At 65.2% G+C, this 25,220-nt stretch carries 23 protein-coding genes; 5 read left to right on the plus strand and 18 right to left on the minus strand.

What is annotated here, in order from left to right; genetic code table 11:
• Positions 1–6 precede the first annotated feature (6 nt).
• Positions 7–1,545, plus strand: a complete 1,539-nt coding sequence (locus FBY33_RS16285) for an HNH endonuclease signature motif containing protein (RefSeq protein ID WP_142031451.1) — start codon at positions 7–9, stop codon at positions 1,543–1,545.
• A gap of 81 nt (positions 1,546–1,626) precedes the next feature.
• Here FBY33_RS16285 and nrdF read toward each other — a convergent pair whose 3' ends face one another.
• From nrdF to FBY33_RS16325, 8 genes are all read right to left on the minus strand, one after another.
• Positions 1,627–2,601, minus strand: a complete 975-nt coding sequence (gene nrdF / locus FBY33_RS16290) for a class 1b ribonucleoside-diphosphate reductase subunit beta (RefSeq protein WP_142031452.1) — start codon at positions 2,599–2,601, stop codon at positions 1,627–1,629.
• A gap of 575 nt (positions 2,602–3,176) precedes the next feature.
• The gene (gene nrdE / locus FBY33_RS16295; RefSeq protein WP_142031453.1) at positions 3,177–5,297 is read right to left on the minus strand and encodes a class 1b ribonucleoside-diphosphate reductase subunit alpha; all 2,121 of its coding nucleotides are present in this window, start codon (positions 5,295–5,297) and stop codon (positions 3,177–3,179) included.
• A 20-nt stretch (positions 5,298–5,317) separates the two neighbouring features.
• Positions 5,318–5,788: a class Ib ribonucleoside-diphosphate reductase assembly flavoprotein NrdI gene (gene nrdI / locus FBY33_RS16300; protein ID WP_142032956.1), complete on the minus strand. Its 471-nt coding sequence runs from the start codon at positions 5,786–5,788 to the stop codon at positions 5,318–5,320.
• 127 nt (positions 5,789–5,915) lie between these two features.
• Entirely contained in the window at positions 5,916–6,161 is a 246-nt protein-coding gene (nrdH, locus tag FBY33_RS16305) for a glutaredoxin-like protein NrdH (protein WP_013601222.1), read from the minus strand.
• A 370-nt stretch (positions 6,162–6,531) separates the two neighbouring features.
• A complete protein-coding gene (locus FBY33_RS16310; RefSeq protein ID WP_142031454.1) occupies positions 6,532–7,053 on the minus strand; it encodes a TspO/MBR family protein in 522 nt (173 codons plus the stop codon).
• A gap of 32 nt (positions 7,054–7,085) precedes the next feature.
• Complete coding sequence (locus tag FBY33_RS16315) at positions 7,086–8,462, minus strand: class I SAM-dependent methyltransferase (protein WP_200831406.1); 1,377 nt, start codon at positions 8,460–8,462, stop codon at positions 7,086–7,088.
• On the minus strand, positions 8,459–9,190 hold the full coding sequence (locus FBY33_RS16320; RefSeq protein ID WP_142031455.1) for a DUF1365 domain-containing protein: 732 nt from the start codon (positions 9,188–9,190) through the stop codon (positions 8,459–8,461). Before FBY33_RS16320 ends, FBY33_RS16315 begins: the two co-directional genes overlap by 4 nt.
• The gene (locus FBY33_RS16325; RefSeq protein WP_142031456.1) at positions 9,187–10,584 is read right to left on the minus strand and encodes an NAD(P)/FAD-dependent oxidoreductase; all 1,398 of its coding nucleotides are present in this window, start codon (positions 10,582–10,584) and stop codon (positions 9,187–9,189) included. Before FBY33_RS16325 ends, FBY33_RS16320 begins: the two co-directional genes overlap by 4 nt.
• Before the next feature lie 96 nt (positions 10,585–10,680).
• Between FBY33_RS16325 and FBY33_RS16330 the strand changes: the two genes are divergently transcribed.
• The 3 genes from FBY33_RS16330 (at position 10,681) to FBY33_RS16340 (ending at position 12,726) form a co-directional block, all read left to right on the plus strand.
• A complete protein-coding gene (locus FBY33_RS16330) occupies positions 10,681–11,598 on the plus strand; it encodes a LysR family transcriptional regulator (RefSeq protein ID WP_056336315.1) in 918 nt (305 codons plus the stop codon).
• A gap of 45 nt (positions 11,599–11,643) precedes the next feature.
• Positions 11,644–12,150 carry a DUF2004 domain-containing protein gene (locus FBY33_RS16335; protein WP_142031457.1) on the plus strand — a complete coding sequence of 169 codons (507 nt, stop codon included), beginning with the start codon at positions 11,644–11,646 and terminating at the stop codon, positions 12,148–12,150.
• 177 nt (positions 12,151–12,327) lie between these two features.
• A complete protein-coding gene (locus tag FBY33_RS16340) occupies positions 12,328–12,726 on the plus strand; it encodes a hypothetical protein (RefSeq protein WP_235010600.1) in 399 nt (132 codons plus the stop codon).
• A 172-nt stretch (positions 12,727–12,898) separates the two neighbouring features.
• Here the strand turns inward: FBY33_RS16340 and metE are convergent, their stop codons facing one another.
• The 7 genes from metE to FBY33_RS16375 all read right to left on the minus strand — a co-directional run bounded on the left by metE (position 12,899) and on the right by FBY33_RS16375 (position 21,762).
• On the minus strand, positions 12,899–15,238 hold the full coding sequence (gene metE / locus FBY33_RS16345; protein ID WP_142031458.1) for a 5-methyltetrahydropteroyltriglutamate--homocysteine S-methyltransferase: 2,340 nt from the start codon (positions 15,236–15,238) through the stop codon (positions 12,899–12,901).
• Between the two features lie 141 nt (positions 15,239–15,379).
• A complete protein-coding gene (locus FBY33_RS16350; RefSeq protein ID WP_142031459.1) occupies positions 15,380–16,345 on the minus strand; it encodes a methylenetetrahydrofolate reductase in 966 nt (321 codons plus the stop codon).
• A gap of 330 nt (positions 16,346–16,675) precedes the next feature.
• Positions 16,676–17,389: a hypothetical protein gene (locus tag FBY33_RS16355; RefSeq protein ID WP_142031460.1), complete on the minus strand. Its 714-nt coding sequence runs from the start codon at positions 17,387–17,389 to the stop codon at positions 16,676–16,678.
• Positions 17,386–19,359: a vWA domain-containing protein gene (locus FBY33_RS16360; RefSeq protein ID WP_142032959.1), complete on the minus strand. Its 1,974-nt coding sequence runs from the start codon at positions 19,357–19,359 to the stop codon at positions 17,386–17,388. Before FBY33_RS16360 ends, FBY33_RS16355 begins: the two co-directional genes overlap by 4 nt.
• On the minus strand, positions 19,359–19,838 hold the full coding sequence (locus FBY33_RS16365) for a hypothetical protein (RefSeq protein ID WP_142031461.1): 480 nt from the start codon (positions 19,836–19,838) through the stop codon (positions 19,359–19,361). The genes FBY33_RS16360 and FBY33_RS16365 overlap by 1 nt, the downstream gene beginning before the upstream one ends.
• Complete coding sequence (locus FBY33_RS16370) at positions 19,828–20,748, minus strand: DUF58 domain-containing protein (protein WP_142031462.1); 921 nt, start codon at positions 20,746–20,748, stop codon at positions 19,828–19,830. The genes FBY33_RS16365 and FBY33_RS16370 overlap by 11 nt, the downstream gene beginning before the upstream one ends.
• Before the next feature lie 6 nt (positions 20,749–20,754).
• The gene (locus FBY33_RS16375; RefSeq protein ID WP_142031463.1) at positions 20,755–21,762 is read right to left on the minus strand and encodes an AAA family ATPase; all 1,008 of its coding nucleotides are present in this window, start codon (positions 21,760–21,762) and stop codon (positions 20,755–20,757) included.
• A 139-nt stretch (positions 21,763–21,901) separates the two neighbouring features.
• Here FBY33_RS16375 and FBY33_RS16380 point away from each other — a divergent pair, with 139 nt between their 5' ends.
• Positions 21,902–22,105, plus strand: a complete 204-nt coding sequence (locus tag FBY33_RS16380; protein ID WP_440151848.1) for a hypothetical protein — start codon at positions 21,902–21,904, stop codon at positions 22,103–22,105.
• Here the strand turns inward: FBY33_RS16380 and FBY33_RS16385 are convergent.
• From FBY33_RS16385 to FBY33_RS16395, 3 genes are all read right to left on the minus strand, one after another.
• Positions 22,102–22,884, minus strand: coding sequence for a carbohydrate ABC transporter permease (locus FBY33_RS16385; RefSeq protein ID WP_142032964.1), 783 nt, complete (start codon positions 22,882–22,884; stop codon positions 22,102–22,104). The genes FBY33_RS16380 and FBY33_RS16385 overlap by 4 nt on opposite strands.
• A gap of 98 nt (positions 22,885–22,982) precedes the next feature.
• Entirely contained in the window at positions 22,983–23,864 is an 882-nt protein-coding gene (locus tag FBY33_RS16390; protein ID WP_142031464.1) for a carbohydrate ABC transporter permease, read from the minus strand.
• A 2-nt stretch (positions 23,865–23,866) separates the two neighbouring features.
• Positions 23,867–25,219: an extracellular solute-binding protein gene (locus FBY33_RS16395; RefSeq protein ID WP_142031465.1), complete on the minus strand. Its 1,353-nt coding sequence runs from the start codon at positions 25,217–25,219 to the stop codon at positions 23,867–23,869.
• Position 25,220 lies beyond the last annotated feature (1 nt).

Below are 25,220 nucleotides of genomic sequence, written 5' to 3' on the forward strand. Positions count from 1 at the left end.
CAGTGCATGGGAAGCGAAGCGGTGGCAAGGGCTTTTGAGGCGATCGACGCCGGAATTGCCTTGCTTCGCGCCGAGGCGGCTGAGTCAGGTTGCGGGTTGCCCCCGGACGCCGATCCGCTGGCCGCCGTTAGCGACGGCTGCTTGGACATCCTTGCCGCGGTTGCACGGGCCGAGGCCCGGCTGGCGGCATTAAAGGCCGAGGTTGCCGCCAGATACGCGGATTCTGCGCGGTCCGCGGCGCCTCCGGACATGCCGGTCCAAGCACAGGAAATGGCCATCGCCGCGGAGGTGGGTTGCGTACTGGCCATCGGCGACCGGGCCGCAGGCGCACTGCTGGCCCAGTCCTATGCCTTGAATACGTCCCTGCCGCGGACCTTGGCAGCACTGCAGGCGGGGACGCTTTCGTGGCAGCATGCCAAGGAGATGGTGCACGAGACCGCCACTCTTTCCCGCGAAGCAGCGGGTGCCCTGGAAGCCCACTTCCTCGACGCTGACGCGCCCAACCCTGCCCGCGGCTGCCCGGCCGGCGAGATGCCCGCCTACAGGTTCCGGCGGAAGGCCCGGACCTGGCGGGAGCGCCACCACCCGGACAGCATCGAAAAGCGCCATGCCAAGGGCGTGCAGGACAGGTGCCTGGAATACACCCCGGAGCAGGACGGCATGGCACGGGTGTCCGCCTATCTTCCCGCCGATCAGGCGACAGCGATCTGGAACCGCATTACCGCCATTGCCCGGGGTCTGCAGGGTCCCGACGAGGATCGGACGCTCACGCACCTGCGGGCAGACATATTTGCCGCGGCAGCCCTTCGACGCGAAACCGGCTGCACCCATTGCGGCAACAGCACGGGCATCCGCGGCGGGACTCAGGCTGGGCCGGATGCAGGGGCCACCGGTCTAGCTGATATCCCCACGCCTAGGGCGGAGGTCCTGGTCACGGTTCCGGTCTTCTCACTGCTGGGTCTGACCGACGAGCCAGCGATGCTGGACGGGTACGGACCCGTCCCGGCCTCCATGGCACGGAATCTCGTTGCCAACGGAGCGGATTCGTTCCACCGGGTGCTCGTGGACCCACGGGACGGGGCACCACTGGAAATCGGCCGCACCAGTTACCGGCTCACGAAGGCCATGCGGAACTGGCTACGGATGCGTGATGGCAAATGCCCGTTCCCCGGGTGCAACAACCACTCCCTGGACAACGAAGCCGACCACCTCTTGGCCTGGCATCACGGCGGAACCACCGGGATCAGCAACCTGGGACAGCCATGTCCCCGGCACCACAGACTCAAACACACCAGCGGCTGGAGACCAACGCCGGCAACAAAGAATGAGCCGCCCGGCTGGGTCTCACCATCAGGACGGAACTACAAAAGCGAACACCAGGACTGGGAACCGCCCCACTGGCCGCGTTCGATGGCCGCGCAAGCCGGAGAATGGCCACTGCCGTACCCATCTATGCCCACCGCTTTGGGTGGGACTGTGGACTATTTTCAGGTACCGCCATCTGCGGCAGAAGAATGCCTGCGCGCGTACCTCGATGCGAAATAGGCTGCCGGACGAAGCACAAGGGACCCCGCACAAAAGCGTGCGGAGTCCCTTGTTGTCAGATCCTGGAAGTCTCACTGACTCCTAGAAGTCCCAGTCCTCATCCTCGGTGTTAACGGCCTTGCCGATCACGTACGAAGAGCCGGACCCACTAAAGAAGTCGTGGTTCTCGTCAGCGTTCGGGGACAGTGCCGAGAGGATTGCCGGGTTCACATCCGTGACGGACGCCGGGAACATGGCCTCGTAGCCCAGGTTCATCAGGGCCTTGTTGGCGTTGTAGTGCAGGAACTTCTTGACGTCCTCGGCCAGGCCAACGGAGTCGTAGAGATCGTGCGTGTACTGGACTTCGTTTTCGTACAGCTCGAAGAGCAACTCGAACGTGTAGTCCTTGATCTCCTGCTTGCGCTCCTCGGACAGACCTTCCAGGCCCTTCTGGAACTTGTAGCCGATGTAGTAGCCGTGCACGGCCTCGTCGCGGATGATCAGGCGGATCAGGTCTGCCGTGTTCGTCAGCTTGGCGCGTGAGGACCAGTACATGGGCAGGTAGAAGCCCGAGTAGAACAGGAAGCTTTCCAGCAGGGTGGAGGCCACCTTGCGCTTCAGGGGGTCATCGCCCTGGTAGTAGTCCATAACGATCTGCGCCTTCTTCTGAAGGTTCGCGTTCTCGGTGGACCAGCGGAACGCCTCGTCGATCTCCTTGGTGGAGGCCAGCGTGGAGAAGATGGAGGAGTAGCTCTTGGCGTGCACAGACTCCATGAAGGCGATGTTGGTGTAGACGGCTTCTTCATGCGGAGTCAGGGCATCCGGGATGAGCGAAACTGCGCCGACGGTGCCCTGGATCGTATCCAGCAGCGTCAGACCGGTGAACACACGCATGGTGAGCTGCTGCTCAGCGGGCGTCAGCGTGTTCCACGACTGCACGTCATTGGACAGCGGCACCTTCTCCGGCAGCCAGAAGTTGTTGACCAGGCGGTTCCAGACGTCCACGTCCTTGTCGTCCTGGATCCGGTTCCAGTTAATGGCCTCGACGTGGCTCAGCAGCTTGACCTTCTCCGTCATGGGGGTATACCTCCGCTATCGATGGTTTTTCATGATGGCAACCGGGTCGCGTACCCGCAGATCGAGACTCACTCTGGATCGGATTGCTTATCCAGTTTAGCCGTCAAATAGCTTGGATAATTCCCATATTCCAGAGCGTTTCCCGACATCTCCTTAGTGACACGTCAACCCATATTAAGCACGGCAAACCGCGCCTTCAGCTGGATAAAAGTCCAGCCGAAGGCGCGGTTGCTAGCTGATGAAGACGCTACTTTTCCTTCACCGTGGTGTTTGGATTCGCCTTACCGTGCTTGGTCGTTACGAAACGTCCGGTAATCGCGGAGCGGTAGTTTCCACCGTTTCCTTTTGAGCCCTTAGCCATGCTTCACCTCCTCCCGAGGCGTTGATACCCCGGGATGAGCGGCTTCGACAGAAGCCGGACGACTCAAGTAAGCTAGCAATCCGACCACCGAGTTGGATTGCCCTGCTTGCCGGGGTTTCGAGGAGTCATGTAAGAGCATGACTCCTCGAGCTTTTAAGTCTTGTCTACGACGGCGGGCGGGCACCCGCCGTCGTACTTCACAAGTTACTTGAAGCTACAACATACAAGAAACGCAACCCTCCACCTCAGTCCCTTCCAGCGCGAGCTGGCGGAGACGGATGTAGTAGATGGTCTTGATGCCCTTTTTCCAGGCGTAGATCTGGGCCTTGTTGATGTCGCGCGTGGTGGCGGTGTCCTTGAAGAACAGGGTCAGGGACAGGCCCTGGTCCACGTGCTGCGTGGCAGCCGCGTAGGTGTCGATGACCTTCTCGTAACCGATCTCATACGCGTCCTGGTAGTACTCCAGGTTGTCGTTCGTCAGGTACGGCGCCGGGTAGTACACGCGGCCCAGCTTGCCTTCCTTGCGAATCTCGATCTTGGACGCCACCGGGTGGATCGATGAGGTGGAGTTGTTGATGTAGGAGATCGAGCCGGTGGGCGGCACGGCCTGCAGGTTCTGGTTGTAGATGCCGTGCTCCATGACGGAAGCCTTCAGCGCCAGCCAGTCAGCCTGGGTGGGGATGTGGACGTTCTTGAACAGCTCGCGGACCTTCTCGGTCTGTGGCACCCACTCCTGCTCCGTGTACTTGTCGAAGAACTCGCCCGACGCGTACTTGGACTTCTCGAAGCCGCCGAACGTCTGGCCCGTCTCGATGGCCAGCAGGTTTGAGGCGCGGACCGCGTGGTACACCACCGAGTAGAAGTAGATGTTGGTGAAGTCCAGGCCCTCTTCGGAGCCGTAGTGGACCCGTTCACGTGCCAGGTAGCCGTGCAGGTTCATCTGTCCCAGGCCAATGGCGTGGCTCTGGTCGTTGCCCTTGGCGATGGACGGCACCGAGGTGATGTTGGACATGTCAGACACAGCCGAGAGCGAGCGGATGGCCGTCTCGATGGTCAGGCCGAAGTCCGGCGAATCCATGGTCTTGGCAATGTTCAGCGAGCCCAGGTTGCAGGAGATGTCCTTGCCGGTGTCGGCGTAGGAGAGGTCATCGTTGTAAGTGGTGGGCTGGGAGACCTGGAGGATCTCGGAGCACAGGTTGGACATGATGATTTTGCCGTCGATCGGGTTGGCCCGGTTCACGGTGTCCTCGAACATGATGTACGGGTAGCCGGACTCGAACTGGATCTCCGCGAGGGTCTGGAAGAACTCGCGGGCCTTGATCTTGGTCTTCTTGATCCGGGAATCGTCCACCATCTCGTAGTACTTCTCGGTGACCGAGACGTCGGAGAAGGGCATGCCGTAGACGCGTTCAACGTCGTAGGGCGAGAACAGGTACATGTCCTCGTCCTTCTTGGCCAGCTCGAACGTGATGTCCGGGATGACGACGCCGAGCGAGAGGGTCTTGATGCGGATCTTCTCGTCCGCGTTCTCCCGCTTGGTGTCCAGGAACCGGTAGATGTCCGGGTGGTGCGCGTGCAGGTACACGGCGCCAGCACCCTGGCGGGCACCGAGCTGGTTGGCGTAGGAGAAGCTGTCTTCGAGGAGCTTCATCACGGGGATGACGCCGGAGGACTGGTTCTCAATCTGCTTGATGGGCGCGCCCACTTCGCGGATGTTGGTCAGCGCGAAGGCCACGCCACCGCCGCGCTTGGACAGCTGCAGGGCGGAGTTGATGGAGCGTCCGATCGACTCCATGTTGTCTTCGATCCGGAGCAGGAAGCACGAGACCAGCTCGCCGCGCTGCTTCTTGCCCGCGTTCAGGAACGTGGGGGTGGCCGGCTGGAAGCGGCCGTCGATGATCTCGTCCACCATCTGCAGGGCAAGCTGCTCGTTGCCGCGGGCCAGGTGCAGGGCAACCATGCAGACGCGGTCCTCGTAGCGCTCCAGGAAGCGCTTGCCGTCGAACGTCTTCAGCGTGTAGGACGTGTAGAACTTGAACGCACCCAGGAAAGTCTCGAAGCGGAACTTCTTCTTGTAGGCGCGGTTGAACAGGTCACGGATGAAGTTCATCGTGTACTGGTCCAGCGTCTCGCGCTCGTAGTAGTCATTCTTGACCAGGTATTCGAGCTTCTCTTCCAGGTCATGGAAGAACACGGTGTTGTTGTTCACGTGCTGCAGGAAGTACTGGTGGGCCGCCTCGCGGTCGGCGCCGAACTGGATTTCGCCGTTGGGACCATAGAGGTTCAGCATGGCGTTCAGCTCGTGATAGCCCAGCCCCTTGTAGGCGGCGGGCATCTCAGGCTTCTGGGACCTGGTTACTTCTGTGTCTGCGACAGTCGTGTCCAAAACGTGTCCAATCCTTGGTTGACCCGGGTAACGTCTTCCGGCGTTCCCATAAGTTCGAATCGATAGAGGTGGGGTACCTGGCATTTGGCGGCGATGATGTCCGCGGCCATGCAGTAGTTGTCCCCGAAGTTTGTGTTGCCGGCACCGATCACACCGCGGAGCAGTTTCCTGTTCTGCGGGTTGTTGAGGAACCGGATGACCTGTTTGGGAACCGAACCCTCTCCCCCGGTGCCACCATAGGTGGGCACCACCAGCACGAACGGCCGGGTGGCGAGGAGGGGTGCGTCCTTTGGATAAAGCGGGATCCGGGCCACCTCACGGCCAAGCTTTGCGACGAAGCGGCTGGTGTTCTCGGATGAGGAGGAAAAGTAGATGAGCTGGCTGTCGGTGGAAACCGGTGCAGCCTCATTCTGCGGCCCGGCCGGCGGGGACACCTCCACGCGCTGAGCCGCGTGGATCGGAACAACCTGGTGAATTGGTAAGGCCTCGTGGTCATGCTGTGCTGTTGGTGCTGCCATGGGAGTCACCTCAGCTGGTTGATGGTTGCCGGCAGGAAAAGCGGAACTCCTAGGCCACGGAGGAAACGGCCGACAGCGCGAGTTCCTCGATCTTGTCGGGGCGGAAGCCGGACCAGTGGTCCTGGTCGGTGACCACAACGGGAGCCTGCATGTAACCCAGTGCCTTCAGGCGCTCGAGTGCCTCGGCGTCCTGGGAGATGTCAACGCTCTGGTAGGTGATGCCCTTCTTGTCGAGCGCGCGGTAAGTGGCGTTGCACTGAACACAAGCAGGCTTCGTGTAAACCGTTACGGTCATTGTCCCTGTCCCCTTAGTTGAACTCTTCTGCTGGGTCGGTGTCCCCGTCCAGCTGTATGTAGATACTACATGTAGTGCAGACGCCTCTTTGGAACCCCAAGATGATGTATTACAAGTATGTCATTTAATGCACCGTTAATCCACAGGCAGGGGCTGGAAAAATGCCCGTGATCCCGGGATTTTTGCGGGCTGGGTCCACACCCTGTGGAGTACTTAGCCACATTTAAAGATCAGCGTGTCGCCGGGCGGCGGCGTGTCGCTCTCCGATTCCCGGCACAGGAAAAGGGTCCCTGACCACTACATGTAGTGGTCAGGGACCCTCTGATTCCGCGGGCTGCTGCGGAGGCTTTGCCGGCTGCCCAGAGCCTGTTCAGCGTTTAGCCGGGTTGAGGCCGGCGATTGCCGTGGACAACGCAGTGGCGAAGCCGCACCACGCTGCATACGGAGCCAGCGATACCCCTGCCGCACGGTCGAGCCGGTACGTCCGGCGCACCAGGTCGGCACTGCTGGCCGCCAGCACCGCAGCCTCGGCTGCTGCCAGCCAGGGCCGGCGGGAGCGCCAGAAGAACCAGCTCCACAATGCATTGAGGACAAGGTTTGCGGTCAGTGCACCTTGGTAGGCACGCACCTCCCGGCGGTGGTCCTTCCTGACGGGGCCGGGACTGTCGTCAGCCCTATCCAGTTCAGCAGCCCCGTCCAGTGCCACCGCGGACGTCACCGCAAGGTCCGCATACAAGGCTGTCCACACCACCGGGAAGGCGATGGCGGGCGGCTGCCACTCCGGCTTGCGCAGCCCCAGGTACCAGCTGCTTTGTGGATCCGTGGCAACACCGCCCGCGGCGGCTGTGGCGGCCGTCGCCGCCGTCGTCCATGCCAGTGTCTTCAGTTTCATGCCCGAATCCTCCCTCTTGCTCCTCCCGAATGCTAGAGCTGCGCCTCCCGGCGGTCCAGCACAATCTGCTGCACGTCCAGGTAGCCGGATTGGAAGCCGGCGCGCGAGTAGCAGAGGTAGAACAGCCACATCCGCTGAAAGACGGCGTCGAAGCCGAGCTCCCCCACTTCCCGGGACCGTGACAGGAACCGTTCCTCCCAGAGCCGCAGGGTGGCGGCATAGTGGTCGCCCATGCCCATGCGCTCCCGCACCCGCAGGGTGGTGTGCTGCTGGGTCACGCCCTCGATGGCGCGGACAGACGGCAGGAAACCGCCGGGGAAGATGTACTTGTGCACCCAGGTGTAGGCGTTGCGGGTGGCCAGCATGCGCCCGTGCGGCATGGTGATGGCCTGGATGGCCACCTTGCCGGCGGGTGCCAGGACGCGGTCGATGGTCTGGAAGTAGATGGGCCAGTATTCGTACCCGACGGCCTCGATCATTTCCACCGACACCACGGCGTCGTACTCGCCTTCCACGGCACGGTAGTCCTGCAGGGCCACCGTTACCCGGTCCGCGTATCCGGCATCCTCGATGCGTTCCTGCGCCAGCGCCTGCTGTTCGCTGGACAGTGTGACGCTGTAGACGGTGGCGCCGCGGGCCGCGGCACGCAGGGCAAGTTCGCCCCAGCCGGTGCCGATTTCCAGCAGCCGCGTCCCCTCACCGACGCCGGCTTTGTCCAGCAACCGGTCGATCTTGGCCCGCTGGGCTTCGGCCAGGAAGTCCCATGCCACGGCGGTGAGCGACCCCGCCTTTTCCGGGAACAGCGCGGAGGAGTAGCTCATGGTGGAGTCCAGGAAATTGAAAAACAGGTCGTTGGACAGGTCGTAGTGCCGGGAGATGTTGCTGCGGGTGTTTTGTTCGGCGTTGCGTTCCTGGCGGGGGGTCCGGGGCAGGTACAGCGAGCGCAGTTTCTGCAGCGGCATGGGGATCAGCGTGTCCACGGAGGCGGCGAAGATTTCGAGCAGCGCGGCCAGGTCCGAAGCTTCCCAGTCGCCGGCCATGAAGGACTCACCCAGGCCGATCAGGCCGTTGTCGCCGATCCGCGCCTCAAAGGCGTCGGGGCGCAGCATGGTCATCACGGGGGCTTCCGGTCCGCCGGTCCCCAAAACCGAGCCGTCCGGATATTCAACGCGGAGCGGCAGCCGCTTGACCGCGCCCTTGAACAACAGCCCGGCAGCCTTTCCGGCCACCTCGGCCTTCAGGCCCGACGGCGGCTGGGCAACACCGGGCCACAGGTCAGGATCGATGGTGGCCGGCGCCGCCGGTACCCCGGTTGAGGTCCAGGCTTCGGGCACGCGTCCGGCGGAATCGCCGCCGGCCTTCTCTTCCAGACGGCCTGCGGTGGTGCCGTTATCGTCCGTCATGGTCATTGAACTGCCTCCTGTGAGGTGTGGTGGGGTCTGGCGACGACGGGCAGGCATCTTGCCCAGAGTTTAATGCCCTGTACCCGGATCAGGGCGGATACCAGCAGCGGCGCGGCAGGCGTCGCGAAAGCCGCTGCCAGGATGTTGCGCCTGGTGGCAGGCCGGCGTCGGCCGTCCATGGTGGCGACGAAGGGCCGGTGCCCCTCCCGCTCCAGGATGATGGAAACGGCCAGCCGGTCCCCCGGAGCCGGGAGCTTCATCCGGTATTCGCCGTCGACGTCGTTGAAGGGTGAAACGTAGAACGCCTTGGGCACCGAGGCGCGCCCGGAGGGATCGGTCCGCAGCAGGTAGCAGTGCCGCTCCCCGTAGGTGTTGTGGACCTCGGCCACCACGCACTGCAGTTCCCCGCTGGAGCGGTAGCACCAGAACAGGGTGAGCGGGTTGAAGACGTAGCCAAAAACCCTGGCACTGGTGAGCATGTGGATGGGACCGCCGTCGGGCTCCACGCCTTGCGTCCGCAGGTACCGCTCCACGTTGGCCCGGATGCCGGCGTCGGGATCTCCTAGGTGGTCCGCGGCGCGGAAAACCGCCAGCGGCCGGAGCAGGAACGGCAGGCGCGGAAGCTGGTCCACGTCCACAAACCAGCTGTAGCTCCGGTAGGTGAATGCATTCTTCAGGGGACTGCGCCGCACATGGGAAATCGATGTGCGGTAGATCGAGGCGTCCATGGTCATGCAGGTTCCGGGGCGAGCAGTTCCCGCTCCCCCTCGCCGAAGGACCCGGCGGGCTCCTCCGCGCGGACCACCGGCCAGCTGCGGCCAAGTTTCTCCGCGGCGCGCACACCTGAGAGGGCACCGTCCTCGTGGAATCCCCAGCCAAGGTACGCCCCGGCGTAGGCGATCCGGCTGTTGCTCAGCGCGGTGATGGCCTGCTGGGCCTGGAGGGATTCGGGCGTGTACTGCGGGTGTTCGTAGACCATGCGCTCCAGCACTGCAGTGTCGCCGATCAGCTCCGACTCCCCCAGGCTCACCAAGTAGGGCTTGCCATCCGCAGGGCTCAGCCGCTGCAGCCGGGTCAGGTCGTAGCTCACCAGGACCTTGTCCAGGCGGGCGTCGCAGGCCGGGAGCCGGTAGTTCCAGGACGCCTTGGCGTTGTCCGCGGCCGGCAGGACTGCAGGGTCCCGGTGGAACACCGTGTGGTTAACCGAGTACGGCATCCCGCCCAGCGCCTCCTTCTCCTCAGGGTTTGCGTCGGCCAGGAACCCGAGCGCCTGCGCAGGATGGGTGGCAATGACGACGGCGTCAAAGTCTTCCAGCCCGCTGTCCGTTGCGAGCTCCACGCCGTCCGGCAGGCGTCTGATGGCGGTGACGGGTGTGTTGAGCCGGACGTCGGCCAGCGTCGCAGCGAGCTTTTCGACGTACCGGGCTGAGCCGCCGGTGACGGTGCGCCACTGCGGCGAGCCCTTAATGCCCAGCATGCCGTGGTGGCCCAGGAACGTGAAGAGGTACCGCGCGGGATAGGCCAGGGCGGTGGTGGGATCGCAGGACCAGACTGCGCTGACCACGGGGGTCATGAAGTGGGAGATGAAGTAGGGGCTGAACTTCTCCCGTTCCAGGAATGCGCCAAGCGTCAGTTCCGGCGTCTCCGCTTCGTCGCTGACGGCCGACGGCGGCGCGGTCCTGAGCAGTTCCTGCGCCTTCCGGTAAAAGCGGGTGACCTCCAGCAGCATCAGCAGGTAGCGGCCGCGCAGCAGGCTGGAGGGCCTGGCGATGATGCCGCGGGCTCCGTCCCGCGCCCCCGCGTATTCCAGCCCGCAGCCGTCGCAGCGGATGGACATGCTCATCTCTGAGTCCTGGGTTTCGACACCAAGCTCGGCGAACAACCGCAGCAGCGTGGGATAGGTCCGTTCGTTGTGCACGATGAACCCGGTGTCCACCCCCATGGTGCTGCCATCGGGCTGTGGCATGTCGTGGGTGTGGGCATGGCCGCCCAGCCTCGAATCCGCCTCAAACAGGGTGACATCGTCCTGCCGGTTCAAGACGTAGGCTGCCGTCAATCCGGCCACGCCACTGCCGATCACGGCAACGCGGCGCCGGGCGCCTGGACTTCCTGCTGGGTCAAGTGACAATTCATGCTCCTCTGCTGAACATTTGCCGCTGGGCTGGGTATACAGACGGTTGTTCGGTGCGGTACCGCCGGCGGATGGGTGCAGTACTGTGGGCTGGTGGTAAATCCGGTGCACCTGAAGACCCTCCTTGAAGTCACGCGGCTGGGCTCGTTCGCTGCAGCAGCCGCAACCCTCGGCTACACGGCCTCTGCCGTGTCCCAGCAGATGTCGGCTTTGGAGCGGGAAACGGGCGTAACCCTCTTCCAGCGTTCGGCGCGCGCCGTGATTCCCACGGAAGCCGCCGTCGTCATGACCCGGCACGCTGCCAAGGTGCTCACGGACATCGAGGCACTGATGGCCGCCGCCTCAAGGACGCAGGACTCGGAAAGCCAGGAACTGCGGCTGGGGATCTTTCCCAGCCTGGCCACGTACGTCCTGCCGCGGATCCTGAAGAACCCGGCGTGGAAGAAACTTGGAATCGACCTGCGGGTGTCCGTGGCTGAACCCGGCCAAACCATCCAGGGGCTGCGCACCGGCGGCGACCTGGACCTTGCCGTGGTGTTCCAGGTGGGCCAGACCGGCTTCGCCTGGCCCAACACCATCAACCGGCAATGGATTGGCGACGACGACTTCCGGGTGGTGCTGCCTGCCGGCTGGGGTTTCCGGGCCGACGCGAAGGTCGCCGCCGACCATCTCTCGGAGATGCCCTGGATCATGCACCATCCCGGCACCAGCGACGCCATGGTGATCGAGCGGCTGTTCGCGGGCTGCAACCTGCACCCCCGCGTGGTGGCGCACAGCGATGATTTCCATGCCAGCCTGGAGATGGCCGCCGCAGGCCTGGGCGCGGCCCTGGTTCCGGAGCTCGCCCTGCGGAACAAGCCGGCGGGTGTGGTGGTGCTGGACGTCCCGGAGATCCGGCTGGCGCGGAACGTGTTTGCGCTGCTGATCAATGACCGGAAGACGGCGCGGGTCCAGCTCTTCGTTGACCTCCTGGCCGAAACACTCGCCGGAATGCGCACCGCGGTCAATTAGGGCAGAACGCTGGAATGGTCTGCCCTTCGGGTCTATGTTGAGAATATGAACAAGGTAGCGAGCCAGCACTTTGGGGAGATCGAGCTCAACCACGGCATGGATCATCTCTTTGCCGCCAAACATGAGCTGCGCGGCCACCCGCTGGAACTCGACCTGAACATCACCGCCCACGACAACTTCGACGAAGCCGCGCTGCGCAAGGTGGAGTACCGGCTGCGTTTCCTCCCGGAACTGGTGGACGAGGTCCGAGAAATGATCGCCGAGGAGCTTGAGCAGGAGGGCACCAGTCCCCAGGAGTACCTGCACTTCCACTGCAACGCGCTCAAGGACGAGCACCTGCACAAGGTGTTCGGCGTCCAGGACCGCAAACAGCTCACCAACGAGGTATTCCTTAAGGCCCTCAAACTCGGCCACGTGGCCATCTACCCCGGCCAGCCCGAACGCTACTTCGTCATGGATTTCACCCTGGGTGAGCACTTCACGGATGAGGTCCTGGTGGCCTCCGCCGACCAGGACGGCGTGGTGGACGACGAGATCGTCTGGGAGTCCTGAGCCCGCCGGCACCTCAATAACGCCCCGATACTAACGATGGTGGGCGGTTATGGCTATGGATGATGACAGGCGTGGAACGTGGCGGCTGGCTTCGTCGCTGCTCCTCGCCGGCGTAGTGGTCGCAATTCTTGCGGGCCTGCTGCATGCGCAGTCCCACGACGGCAGGCGGTGGATGGGGTGGCCTTGAAACAGGCGGTGGACGCCTGGGCTGCTGTTCCGGAGCCGGAAAAAGCGGCACGCTTTGCTACGGCTGAAGGCATCCGCTGGTTGGAATGGGGAGTGCGGAGCTACCAAAGCATTCTGCTGGGCGCCGCACTGGTGCTTGTGGGGGTTGTTGTGGCCGCAGCGCACCGCGTGGCCCGCATGATCGGCTACCTCATGGCGCTGTCCGGACTGGGCTACCTGGCGCAGGGGTGGATCATCGGGGAATCCGGATTTTCCGGCGGCAACTCAATACCCACGCTGGTCAGCATCCTGGCAATCGTCATTTCTGCCATTTGGCTGGCCGTCAGCACCTGGCGGATGAAGGAACAGACGCCGAGACCGTCCGGGAGTCCTGAATCGATTGCTCCGTAAACGTCCTTTTGCCCGCTCAAAACGGCAACTACGGAGCAATGGATGGTTAAAGCCCGACGGCGGGTGGTCACCGGGATTTCCCCGGTGACCACCCGCCCGTTCGCTACTCAAGTCCCGGCGCGCTGGGCGCACCGGACCTTGAGCCTCTGCGGGCTCTCTTAGCTCTGTTCGTCTACTTCGCTGCTTCCAGCAGTTCCGCGCGGACTGTCTGCGTGGCCTTGACCAGGTTGCGCAGGGACTCTTCGGTCTCGGCGTAGCCGCGGGTCTTCAGGCCGCAGTCCGGGTTGACCCAGAGCTGGCGGGACGGGACGTGCTTGACGGCGGTGGCCAGCAGCTCGGTGACTTCCTGCTCGCCGGGAACACGGGGTGAATGGATGTCGTAGACGCCCGGGCCCACGCCGCGGCCGAAGCCGTGGGACTCGAGGTCGTGGACAACCTCCATCCGGGAGCGGGCAGCTTCAATGGAGGTGACGTCCGCGTCCAGGCCGTCGATCGCGTCGATGATCACGCCGAACTCCGAGTAGCAAAGGTGCGTGTGGATCTGCGTGGAATCGGCGGCACCTGCGGTGGCCAGGCGGAAGGAGTCAACGGACCACTTCAGGTAATCCGCCTGGTCAGCCTTGCGCAGCGGGAGCAGTTCGCGCAGCGCGGGCTCGTCCACTTGGATGACCTTGATGCCGGCAGCTTCGAGGTCGGCGATCTCGTCGCGGAGGGCCAGGCCCACCTGGTTGGCGGTCTCGCCCAGCGGCTGGTCGTCGCGGACGAAGGACCAGGCCAGGATGGTGACCGGACCGGTGAGCATGCCCTTCATCGGCTTGTTCGTGAGGGACTGTGCGTATTTGGCCCATTCCACTGTGATCGGAGCGCTGCGGGTGACGTCGCCCCAGAGAATGGACGGCCGGGTACAACGTGAGCCGTAGGACTGGACCCAGCCGTGCACCGTGACGTCGAAGCCTTCAAGGTTTTCGGCGAAGTACTGCACCATGTCGTTGCGCTCCGGCTCGCCGTGCACCAGGACGTCATAGCCAAGCTCTTCCTGCAGCTCCACCACACGCTTGATCTCGTCCTTCATGAGCTGCGCGTACTGTTCGTTGGTCAGCTCACCCTTGTTGTTCCGGGCGCGCGCTGACCTGATTTCGGCGGTCTGCGGGAAGGAGCCGATGGTGGTGGTGGGCAGCGGCGGCAGGTGCAGCGCTTCTTCCTGGGCGGCTTCGCGGACCGAATACTCGGAGCGTGAGAAGTCGGCCGCGGTGAGGGCCTCGGTGCGGGCACGGACGTCTGCGCGGCGGACGCCCTCGGCGGTGGCCCGGGAAGCGATGACGGCGGTTGCCTCGTCGATCGCAGCCTTGGCGGAAGCAGGGTCGGCCAGGTAGGAGGCCAGGGCCTTGACTTCCACGGCCTTCTGGTCCGAGAACGCCAGCCAGCTGCGGAGCTGTTCTGGGAGCTGGGTTTCCTCGGCAACGTCGTGCGGGACGTGCTGCGTGGAGGTGGACGTGGAAACGGCCACCTTTCCGGCGGCGGCCTTCAGTTCGTCCAGCTTGGCGGCGGAGGCAGCGAGGTCGTTGCGCCAGATGTTGTGGCCGTCCACGACGCCGGCAACCAGGGTCTTGTTGCCGAGTCCCGCCAGGGCGGCGGCGGACGGAACGGCGCCCTTGAAGACATCGATGTGCAGGGCGTCGATGTTAGTGGCGGCGAGGGTGCCCAGCTGCCCGTCCAGCGAGCCGTAGGGGGTGGAAACGAGGATCTGCGGGCGGTTGGCTGAAGCGGTCAGTACCTCGTAGGCGCGGGCAACGGCTGCCTCGACTTCGGCGGCCGGGGTGTCCTGGTCCACCACCAGCGCAGGCTCGTCGAGCTGGACCCAGCTGGCGCCGGCAGCGGCGAGCTTTTCCAGCAGCTGCACGTAGACGGGCAGGATGTCCTCCAGGCGGGACAGCGGGGCGAAGCCGGCGGGGGCCTCGTCGGAGGCCTTGGACAGCAGCAGGTAGGTCACTGGGCCCACGATGCAGGGGCGGGTCTCGATGCCGTTGGCCAGGGCGAAGGCGAACTCGTCAACCTTGGCGCTGGAGGCCAGGGTGAACCCGGTCTCCGGGCCGATTTCCGGCACCAGGTAGTGGTAGTTGGTGTCGAACCACTTGGTCATTTCCAGTGGCTGCTGTTCCTTGTTGCCGCGGGCCAGGGTGAAGTAACCGTCAATGTCCAGCTGGCCTTCACCGTTGAGGAGCTTGCCGAAGCGGGCGGGCACGGCACCAAGGTGGGCGGTGGTGTCCAGGACCTGGTCGTAGTAGGAGAAGGTGCCAGGGACAGCGGAAGCTTCGGTCAGGCCCAGTTCCTGCAGGCGCCTGGCGATGGCCAGCTGGATGTCCTTGGCGGCGGCGTCCAGGGCGACGGCGTCGATCTTCCCGGCCCAGTAGGCCTCGACGGCCTTCTTGAGCTCGCGGCGGCGGCCGATGCGGGGGTAGCCGAGGAGTGAGGCTGCCGGGAAGGGGGTGCGGGCAATGTTCTGTTCAGTCATGGGGTACTCCTAAAAGTCGAGTAAATGTCGAGGTGGGTATCGAGGGCGTGCCTGAATCAACGCAGCACGGATGGACGCGGCGTCTACGGACGCTGCGCGAATGAATGGAAACTGTTGGGCGACGCGGGCGGCCCAGGCTGGTCAGCTGGCCAGCTGGCCGCGGGCGCTGGACTCGCGGCGGATGCCCGGACGGCAGCGCCGCGGAAGGGCCAGCTTGTCCAGCACTTCCAACGCACTTTGGTGCTCGTTGAAGGTGTAGATGTGGATACCGGGAGCACCCGCATCAAGGGCCGCATTGGCCAGGTCAACCGTGGCGTCGACTCCAATGCGGAGGCGTTCGGCGTCGGTATCGGCCGCAGCCAGCCGGGACATCAGCTGCGGAGCCGGCTCCACCCCGGTCAATTCGCCCAGGCGGTTGAGCCGGCGGAGGCTGGTCAGCGGCATGACGCCGGGGATGATCGGGATGGTCACACCGGCACGGCGGGCCCGGGTGAGGAGATCGGCATACTGCCTGGTCTCGAAGAACACCTGGGTGATGGCGAAATCGGCGCCGGAACGCTGCTTTGCGAGCAGCACCTCGACGTCGTGCTCTTCACTGGGTGACTCCGGATGCCGGGTTGGGTACGCTGCCACACCCACTGCGATCTTTCCGGCGCACAGCAGGGCTGAACGGCGCTGCTCCACGCGGCGGATGAGTTCGATCAGGTCCTGGGCGTACCGGAGCGACCCGCTGGCAGGGGCGCTGGCGTCCTTGGGAAGGTCGCCGCGCAGGGCAAGGATGCCCCGCACCCCGGTGTCCAGCAGTTCACCGACGATGCCGGCGAGTTCCTGCGGCGTGTTGCCCACACAGGTGAGGTGGGCCAGCGGCCGCAGCGTGGTTTCGAGCAGCAGCCGGTTGATGAGTTCGACGGCGGTGTCCCGGTTGGATCCGCTGGCGCCGTACGTGACGGAGACATAGTCCGGTTCAGTTGCTTCCAACTCGCGGATGGTGGTCCAGAGCGTCTCCGCTGCCGCAGGAGAACGCGGCGGGAAGAGCTCATAGGAAAGCGCCACCGGAGCGGTGTCGGATAGGTTGGGGTGTGCGTCAATAAGGCTTGGTGGTGACATTTGCGTCCTTGGCTTTGGGCCATTGGGGGCTCCGCCCGGCGAAACAGGACAGAGAACCGGCAATGAATTTGAGTTTGGGAACACGGAGGGACTCCACGAGGACGCAGCCGCGACTGTTACGCCTTGAATGAAGTAGTCCGTGAGCAAATGTCAGGCCCACATGGGGGCACCCACACCCTCCGGAACGGAGGATCGCTGACACGTTACCGCGGTAACTTGTCTACGACTCTAGGGGGCCCGGCGGGGGCGGTACAAGTCGCAGCCGAATTAAGACGCACTTTTACGGGTTGTTTCGTGCGGCAGCAGAATCTTCTTCGCCGGAAGGGCTTGCTACCAGGGGCGGTCCGGGGCCGACCCACCATTGCTGTCCAGGTATTCTTCCCGTTCGCGCCCGCTGTTCCGCTCCCGCTGGGCCTGCCGCGAACTGTCCTGGAGCTGGTCCAGTTTGCTCTGCCGGGTCTCGGCCTGCCCGTCCTCCGGGGATTCCTCCCCCGCTCCGCCCTGTGGGCCGGCGGGCTGGCCGGCGGCGATCTTTCCCTCCAGCCGTTCCCGGGCTTCCGCCAACCGCCCGGCCGCTCCCGCTTCCGCATCCGGAGACAGGCAACCTTCCGGCGCCTGGCCTGCCGTTGCCAGGGCTTCCTTAAAGAACGGAAGGGCCGACGACGGGTCCCTGGCCTGGAGCCGCAGGTCGCCCAGGCGTTCGATGACCAGGACAAGGTTCACCCTGACCAGGCATTCATCCCCTGAGCCGGCGGGGGCCATGCCCAGCGCCTGGTCGAACAGTCGCCGTGCGGTGCCGTAATCCCCTGCCAGCACCGCGGCGTCGCCGGCGGCAAACGGCGCTTTATGCGGCTCTACCAGGTTGGCCACACCCAGGCCATGGGCCGCAGCATCTACGGCGGACGTGTTTCCTGCTGCAAAGCCGGAGGCGGCACGGTCTGCAAGGACGCCGAGGCTGAGGAGTTTGGCGGCGAAGCACAGCAGCAGGAGAACCGGCACCGCCGACCAGAGCAGCAGGCGGCGCCTGTGGGCCTTGGCGTTCACCGGACCCCTTCCTTTCCCGGCCCGCCAGGCAACCCTCGGAGCTGCCGGATGATGCCCACCGCTTCCGGCAAGGCCAACAGGAAGGCGCCGGCGGCGAATATCCAGTACAGCTCGGCTCCAGCCGCCAGCGGGTCCTTTCCATCCGCCCGTTCCACGTTGCCCGGACGTGCCTGCTGCATCATCTCCGCCACCGGCGCGCCGGCGGCGCGGTGCATGTAGGGCAGGCCGAGCTGGCCGGCAAGGTTCCGCAGCCGCTCCTCGTCGATAACCGACACTGCATCACCACTGCTGCCGGCCCTGTTGTCCTGCACGTAGGTGCCGCTGTCGCTCTCCTGCGCCGCGTTTTCCTTGGGTGCGGCGCCCTGCAGTCCGGTGTTCTCTCTCATCCGGCCGCCCCCGGCCGTGCCGTAGCCCAGCACCGCTCCCCCGGCCACCAGCCCGCCGTCGAGAGTCATGGCTTGGGGATCCCTGGCGCTGGTCTGTTCGCCGTCTCCCAGGTAGTACACCAGGCGGGGCCTGCCGGGGTTGCTGTCGCGGGCAGCGCTCAACCGCTCGGACAGCACCTGCCTGGCTGCCGTGATGCTGCTGCCTTTGGCGTAGGCGGTGGCCTGGGGTTCCAGGACATCCGTGATGGTTTCCAGGGCCAGCGTGTCCGTGCTGAGCGGCATGCGGACGTGCGCCGTGGTGTCGAAAGTGATGACCGAAAAGCGCGCGCCGGGCAGTTGTTCGGCGATGGCCATGATGTCTTTCCGGACGCCCTCCAACCGCTGGCTGCCGTTGCCGTAGTCCTCGGCCACCATGCTGGTGGTGGTATCCACCACAAAGAACACGTTGAGGTCCGTGGTGGCAGCCAGTGCCGATCCGCCCGGCAGGCCCGGCCGCAGCGCCGCCACCAGGACCAGCAGGACCACTGCTCCCCGCCGCAGCCACGCCCTCCCCCGGGGCCGGGATCCTTGCAGCCGCCACAAAACCGCACACAGGGCCAGGGCGGACAACAGCCCGGCAGCCAGTGGCAGGCCGGGTACGTCCGAGAACACTGCGCGCGCCGCCCCCTGGATCGCCGCCGTTTCGGTCTGCTCCACGGCGTTGACGATTCCCGCCACCGCATCAGCGTTGTCCAGGGCGTAGTACAGGCCCCCGGTTGATTCCGCGGCAGCACGCAGTTGGGCCCCCGGCTGGTCGGGACCACTGCCGTAGTCCAGGTCGCCCGGGTTAAGTGCGTGAACGTGGACGGACCGTTCCCGGGCCAGCTGCGCAGCCTGTTCCAGGGACATGATCGGCTCGCCCGAAAGGAAGTTGTCCGTGGCCAGCACGATTGACCGCGAGCGCTGCTGTACACCTTCCTGCCCGGTATCTCCGCCGGCTTCGCCCTGGGTTTTTCCGGCTTCACGGGGAAAGCTGTTGAGGCATGATGCCAGGCCGTCGCCAATCAGCGAGGACCCCCTGCCGCTCCAGGTGCCGTCGAGGAATCCGGAGCTGCCCGGCTTGCCGTCAAACACATCCTTCGCGAGATGGAGCTGCTCCTGGGCGTAGGCGTAGTCGTCGGTCAACGGAAAGACCTGGATGGCGGTGCTGTCGAAGATGGTCAGGCCGATCCGCTCGCCGTCGAACGACCGGGCCAGGCCGGCGAAGACATCCGCCACTGCGGCGTCGGCGCTGCTCATCGACCCTGAAGTGTCCAGGCACAGCATGATGTCGCGGTTGCGCTGCTCCGGACGGACGGAGGACACGTCGAGGGGGCGGGCCGCCGCAACCGCCGTGGAAGCCAGCAGCAGGACGCAGGCGGCGCCGGCCAGGAGCAGCCGCCGCCGGTGCCGGCGGAGGGCTGCCTGGTACTCCGGCAGCGCGGTGAGCCTGTCAGCGTGGGCCACGGGCCGCCGTCGTACGTTGGACAACCGGTTGCTTCGCAGCGCGACCCATACCGCCACTCCTGCTGCAGCGGCCGCAACCGGCAGCAGCCACCAGAACATCAGCTCCACGCGCGCACCGCCGCCGAAGCTTGTGCTGCGGACGCTGTCACGGACGGCAACGGGCCCGGGCCGAATTCCGCGGGGTACAGGACTTGGACGGCCGCGGCCGCCGCCGGGAGCGGGTGCCGCGTTAGGTCCTGGTGCGTCATCCTGGTGGCATCCACTCCGGTGGCATCGCGGACGAACCCGCGCAGCAGCAGGCTGATCTGCTGGTGCGCCGTGCGTTCCTCAAGATGCCCGGCAGCCACCGCCTCCTCCACATCTCTGATGCGCTGGAGGCAGGCGGCTTTCAGGGCCGGCAGGTCGGTCAAGGCGGACCGGACCGGCGCAGAGCTGCCCTGCGTGGACCGTTTGGGGACGCGGGTGGAGGCAAGCACGAACACGTACCAGCCGGCCACCAGGGCGAGCAGTGCCATACCGCACCAGAGCCAGGCGGAACCGTACTGCAGCGGGCCATAGAATCCGGGATCAGCCTGCACGCCGGTGCCTCTCCAGGAGGGCGAAGAGACCCGTGATGACATCCGCGCTGCCCGCCACTTCCCCCTCAGTGATCCCCGCGCCCCGCAACATTGCCCTCCGCGCCGCGTCGCGCTCTTCCGTGGCCTTCAGGTAAGCGGCCCCCACCCCCGCCGACATTGCCGGTTGCCAGGCCAGCAGCGCAGAATCAGCCACGCTGTAGGCGTCCGTGACAGCGTGGGAATTCGTGCCGGCACCGGGAGTCCGTTCGGCGCCCGGCGATGGTGCCAGCCCGGCGTCCCTGATGGTCAGCCAGAGGATCTCGTGCTGGGCGCGGAGCCTGCGCAGGAGTTGGCCGGTGGCAGCGTCTGCGGCAACCTCGTCCGCGACGACAAACAGCAGGTGGCGGCCCTTGACGTTGCGCGCGGTGTACTTGAGTTGGTCCTGGATCCTGCTGGGCGCCGCCGCGAGGTTCGTGTGGGAGTCCACATGACTCAGCAGCCGTTCCAGGTGGGCTTCGCCTCCCTTGGCCGGCAGGGAACGGGTGGCCGCCGTATCACCGCATACAAGGCCCACCAGGTCTCCGTGCCGGTGGGCCAGGTAACCCAGGACCCCCAGCGCCAGCACGGCGATGTCCTTCTTCGCTTCGCCTGACAGCGCCTCGGCCGCCATGTTGCGCCCCGTATCGGTGACCAGCAGGACAGTCTGCCGGCGGACGGCGACGTACCGCCTGATCAAGGGTGAGCCGTGGCGTGCGGAAGCCTTCCAGTCGATATCGCGGACCTCGTCACCGGGCACATAGGCGCGCAGGTCATCAAAGTCCAGGCTGCGGCCCCTGAACACGGAACCGTATTCGCCGTCGAGCATGCCGCGGGCTTTGCGGTGCGCGAAGATGGCCATCTTCGACTTCACACGCTGGAGGAGACCGGCCATGGGGCGTCAGGGGGTCTGGACGGCGGCGACGACGGCGTCGATCACCGATTCCACCGGGACCTGCTCGGCCACCGCGTCAAAGTTCAGGATCAGCCGGTGCCGCAGCACCCGGTGGGCCAGCACCTTGACGTCCTCCGGGATGACGTGGTCACGGCCGTCCAGCAGTGCCACGGCGCGGGCTGCCTGGCTGAAGGCGATGCTGGCACGGGGGCTGGCGCCAAACTCGATGAACCCGGCAAGCCTGGCATCAATGTACCGGGAGGCGTTCCGTGTCACGTACACCAAGCCCACGATGTAGTTGATCACGGCCGGATCGATGTAGATGCGCCGGGCCAGTTCCTGGATCTCCCGGATGGCCTCAAGGGAAGCGGCTGCCGGCGGCTTCTGTTCGGGGGTGAAGACGCCGGCGTCGATCCGGGCGATGATCCGGGCCTCTTCGGCGGGGCTGGGGTAGTCCAGGACGTCCTTGAGCATGAAGCGGTCCATCTGCGCCTCCGGCAGCTGGTACGTGCCCTCCTGCTCGATGGGGTTCTGGGTGGCCAGGACCAGGAACGGCGACGGGAGGCGGTAGTCCTGGCCGCCGATGGACGTCTGGCGTTCCTGCATCGCCTCCAGCATGGCGCTCTGGGTTTTGGCGCTGGAGCGGTTGATTTCGTCGAGCAGCACGATGTTGGCGTGGACCGGGCCCAGCTGGGTGTGGAACGTTCCCTTGGTGGCGTCGTAGATCTGGGTTCCCACGATGTCGCTGGGCAGCAGGTCGGGCGTGCACTGGATCCGGCGGAATTCGGCGCTGACGGCGTCAGCCAGCGTTTGGGCCGCGGTGGTTTTGGCCAGTCCCGGGACGCTCTCGAGCAGGATGTGGCCGCCGGTCAGCAGGCCCACCAGCAATGATTCCCGGAGCCGGGACTGCCCCACCACCTTGGCCTCGAAACTGCGTGAAATGTTGGCGGCCACCTGCTGCGCCCTGGCCAGCTCCGAAGGCTGGATTCTTGCGGGCACGCTGGTCGAAAGCACTGGTTCTCCCCCTGAAGACGGTGATGGGCGTGCGGTCCGGAAGGCCGTGTCCCGTCCGTCATCCTATCCAAGCCCGGGAGCGCGAACCCGGCAATGGGCACCCCTCCCCATGCGGGCCCCGCGGGTCTATCCTTTTGCCATGATCGAGCTTCCAGCCAGTTACAAGGAATATCTCGCCGATAAGAGCCAGATGTTCATCGATACGGTCAGGCCGATCCTGATGCAGTCTGCAGCAGAGAAGCTGCACGGCGTCCGGGTGGTCTACAACCCTGGTTCCACCGGCCACCAGGCGCACCTCGACGACAGCCTGCCGTTCGGCGTGGTGCTCGAGGACATCGATTAGCCCCTGACTGCACCCGCAAGGGCCAGTGAGTTCCCGGCGCCCCGCGCCACGATAACGTAAAGGGCCAGGACCGGGATCGAATAGAGGATCGAGAATGCGGCCAGCTGGCCGTAGGCCACTGCCCCGTGCTGGCCGAAGAAGCTGAAGATGGATACTGCTGCGGGCTGACTGCCCTCGGACAGCAGGAGCACGAACGGAACAAAGAAGTTCCCCCATGCCTGGATGAACACGAAGATGAACACCACCCCCAGGCCCGGGCGCATCAGCGGCAGCACGATCGACCGCAGGGCGGCCAGCCTGGAGGCGCCGTCCACCCACGCCGCTTCCTCGAGGGCCAGCGGCACGGCGTCCATGAAGTTCCTGGTCATCCAGATGGCCATCGGCAGGCTGGTGGCGGCCAGGAAAAGCACTGTTGCGGGCAACGAATCCAGCAGCCGCAGCTGCACGAACAGCCCGTAGACCGGCACCATGATGGCGGTGACGGGAAGGCAGGTGCCAAAGAGGATGCCGTACATGAACGGGGTGTTGAAGCGGGACCGGTAGCGGGACAGGGGGTACGCGGCGAGCACGGCTGCCGCCAGGGTGACCATCCCCGTCCCCGCGGACAGCAACAGGCTGTTCCAGAGCGGACGAAACAGCAGTTCCGGGGTGAGTACGGCGGCGAAGTTGTCCAGGCCGGGCTGCTGCGGAACCTTGGTGCCGTGCCCGGCGGCCGGATCCACCGAACCCAACACCAGCCACAACAGCGGCAGCAGGAAGCAGGCACCAATCAGCAGCAGGACCCCATCTGCCCACGCGCTGCCCCGCGTGTGGCCGGGTCCGGGCCGGCGGCGGGGCTGCTGGCCGGGGCGTTGCCGTGCCGCCTGTTTCGGAACTGTCACGGGTTCCGCTCCCTGAGAAGGCGGAGATAGGCCGCCCCGAACGCGGCGCCAATCAGGATGAGGACCGACGCCACGGCGGTGCCGTAGCCGATGTCGCCGAACTTGAAGGCTTCCTGATAGGCCAGGACGGGCAGGGTGGTGCTGCCATTGGCCGGTCCGCCCGCAGTCATGACCCAAATCAGGGTGAAGACCGCCAGGGTCTGCAGCGTGACCAGCATCAGGTTGGTGGCGATGCTGCCCCGGATCACTGGCAGCGTGATGAAGGCCAGCCGCTGCCAGGGTCCTGCACCATCCATGTGCGCGGCCTCGGTCAGTTCCGCCGGGACGCCGTTGAGCGCGGCCCGGTACACCAGCATGGAAAAAGCAGTTCCGCGCCAAATGTTCGCCAGGATAACGGCGGCCATGGGCACGGTATACAGCCAGTCGGTTTCCGCCGCCCCGAATTGGCCCAGCAGTTGGTTGAGTGTGCCGTCACGGCTGAAGAACGCATAGGCGGCGAACGCAGCCACGATTTCCGGCAGGACCCAGGCGGCCACGACGGCGGTGCCAACAGTTGCCGAGACAACGGGACGTGCGCGGCGCATGAGGACGGCAAGGGCCAGTCCCAGCACGTTCTGGCCCACGATGGCCGAGCCTGCGACGAACAGGACCGTCAGCGCCAATGAAAGCGGGAAGACAGGGTCCTGCAGCAGCCGTTGGTAGTTCTCCAACCCCACCCACTCCGGGTTCCTGGCGTAGCGGCCGGTCAGTCCGGCGTTGGTCAGCGAGGAGTGGAACGCCCACAGCACAGGGCCGGCAAGGAACACGAGCAGCAGCAGGACGGCAGGCAGGACGGGCAGGTACCGGAGCAACTGCCGTGTCCGGTGAGTGGCCGCCACCGCTACTTCCGGATGGTTTTGTCGCCACCCACAATGCCGGCCACGGCTGTGTCATAGTCGGCTGCGGCCTGCTCCGGGGTCCGGCTGCCGGTGATCACAGCCTCGGTGGCTTCCTGGACTGCAGCGGAAATCCGTGGATAGTCGGAGGTGGCGGGCCGGAACTTGGTGACGGCAACCAGGCCGGATACGTCCTTCACAAACGGGTTGGCGGACTGGTAGGCAGGGTCAGCGGCCACGTCGGACCTGACGGCGATCTGTGAACTGGCCACCGTGAACGCCAGCGAATTCTTCGCGTTGAGCGCCGTGGTGAGGAAATTGAAGGCAAGATCGGGCTGCTTGGTTTCCGCACCCACGGCCAGGGTCCAGCCGCCGGACATGCTGACTGCGCCGGGGGCGCCGCCGTTCTGCGTCGGGAACGGTGCCACGCCCATCTCCTGCTCGTACCCCGGCCAGGCATAGCTGCCGCCGTCCTGCCAGAACGACGGCGCGTAGGAGCCTTCCACGGTTGCCCCGAGTTTTGCTTTCGGGAACCATTCGCCGAATACCTTTTTCCAGACGTTCGGGTCCAGCGCCTCGGCAGGCGCCACCGCGAGGTTCTCGCTGTAGAGCGTCTTGAGGAAAGTCAGGGAGTCCTTGAAGCCGGCCGAGCCAACAACCCACTTTTTCGAGTCCGGGTCATAGAGGCCGGCGCCGGTTCCATACAGGAGTTCGTAAAACCCCTGCATGACAGTCCCTTCACCGGTGCCCTTGCCGGCATACATGTTGAAGGGGATTACGTCAGGGCTGGCGGCCTTGATCTTCCTGGCCGTGTCCAGGATGTCCTGCCAGGTGGACGGCCGCCAGGGAAGCGCCACGCCTGCGGCCTCAAAAACTTTCCTGTTGTACCAGATGGCCCTCGTGTCGGTGCCCAGCGGGACGGCGTACGTGCCGCCGTCGTCCGCTTTCCCCGCCTCCTTGGCGGCGTCGTCGAACGTGTCCCACTCCCCCCATCCAGCCAGCCGGCTGTCAAGGTTCAGGAGGTAGCCGGCGTCCACATCGGAGCGGACCTTGAAGGTGTCCTCGTAGAAGACGTCCGGCGCAGTGGAGGGTGACCGCAGGGCGAGGGCCAGCTTTGTACCGTAGTCGTCGTCGTTGCCCTGGATGGGCTGCAGCTCCACGGTGACGCCCTGGTTCGCGGCTTCGAACTCCTTCTTCGCGTCCTGGAACATGGTGTCCAGGGCCGTGAACGAGTCCGTCTTCTGGTAGGCCACTTTGATGGTCTTGTTTCCCTCGGCCGGATTTCCGGGAGTGCAGGCTGCGAGCACCAGCACTGCGGCGGCCAGCAGGGAGACTGTTTTCGATGCCCGGCGAAGCATG

The organism is Arthrobacter sp. SLBN-112, assembly GCF_006715225.1.
Taxonomy (GTDB): Bacteria; Actinomycetota; Actinomycetes; order Actinomycetales; family Micrococcaceae; genus Arthrobacter.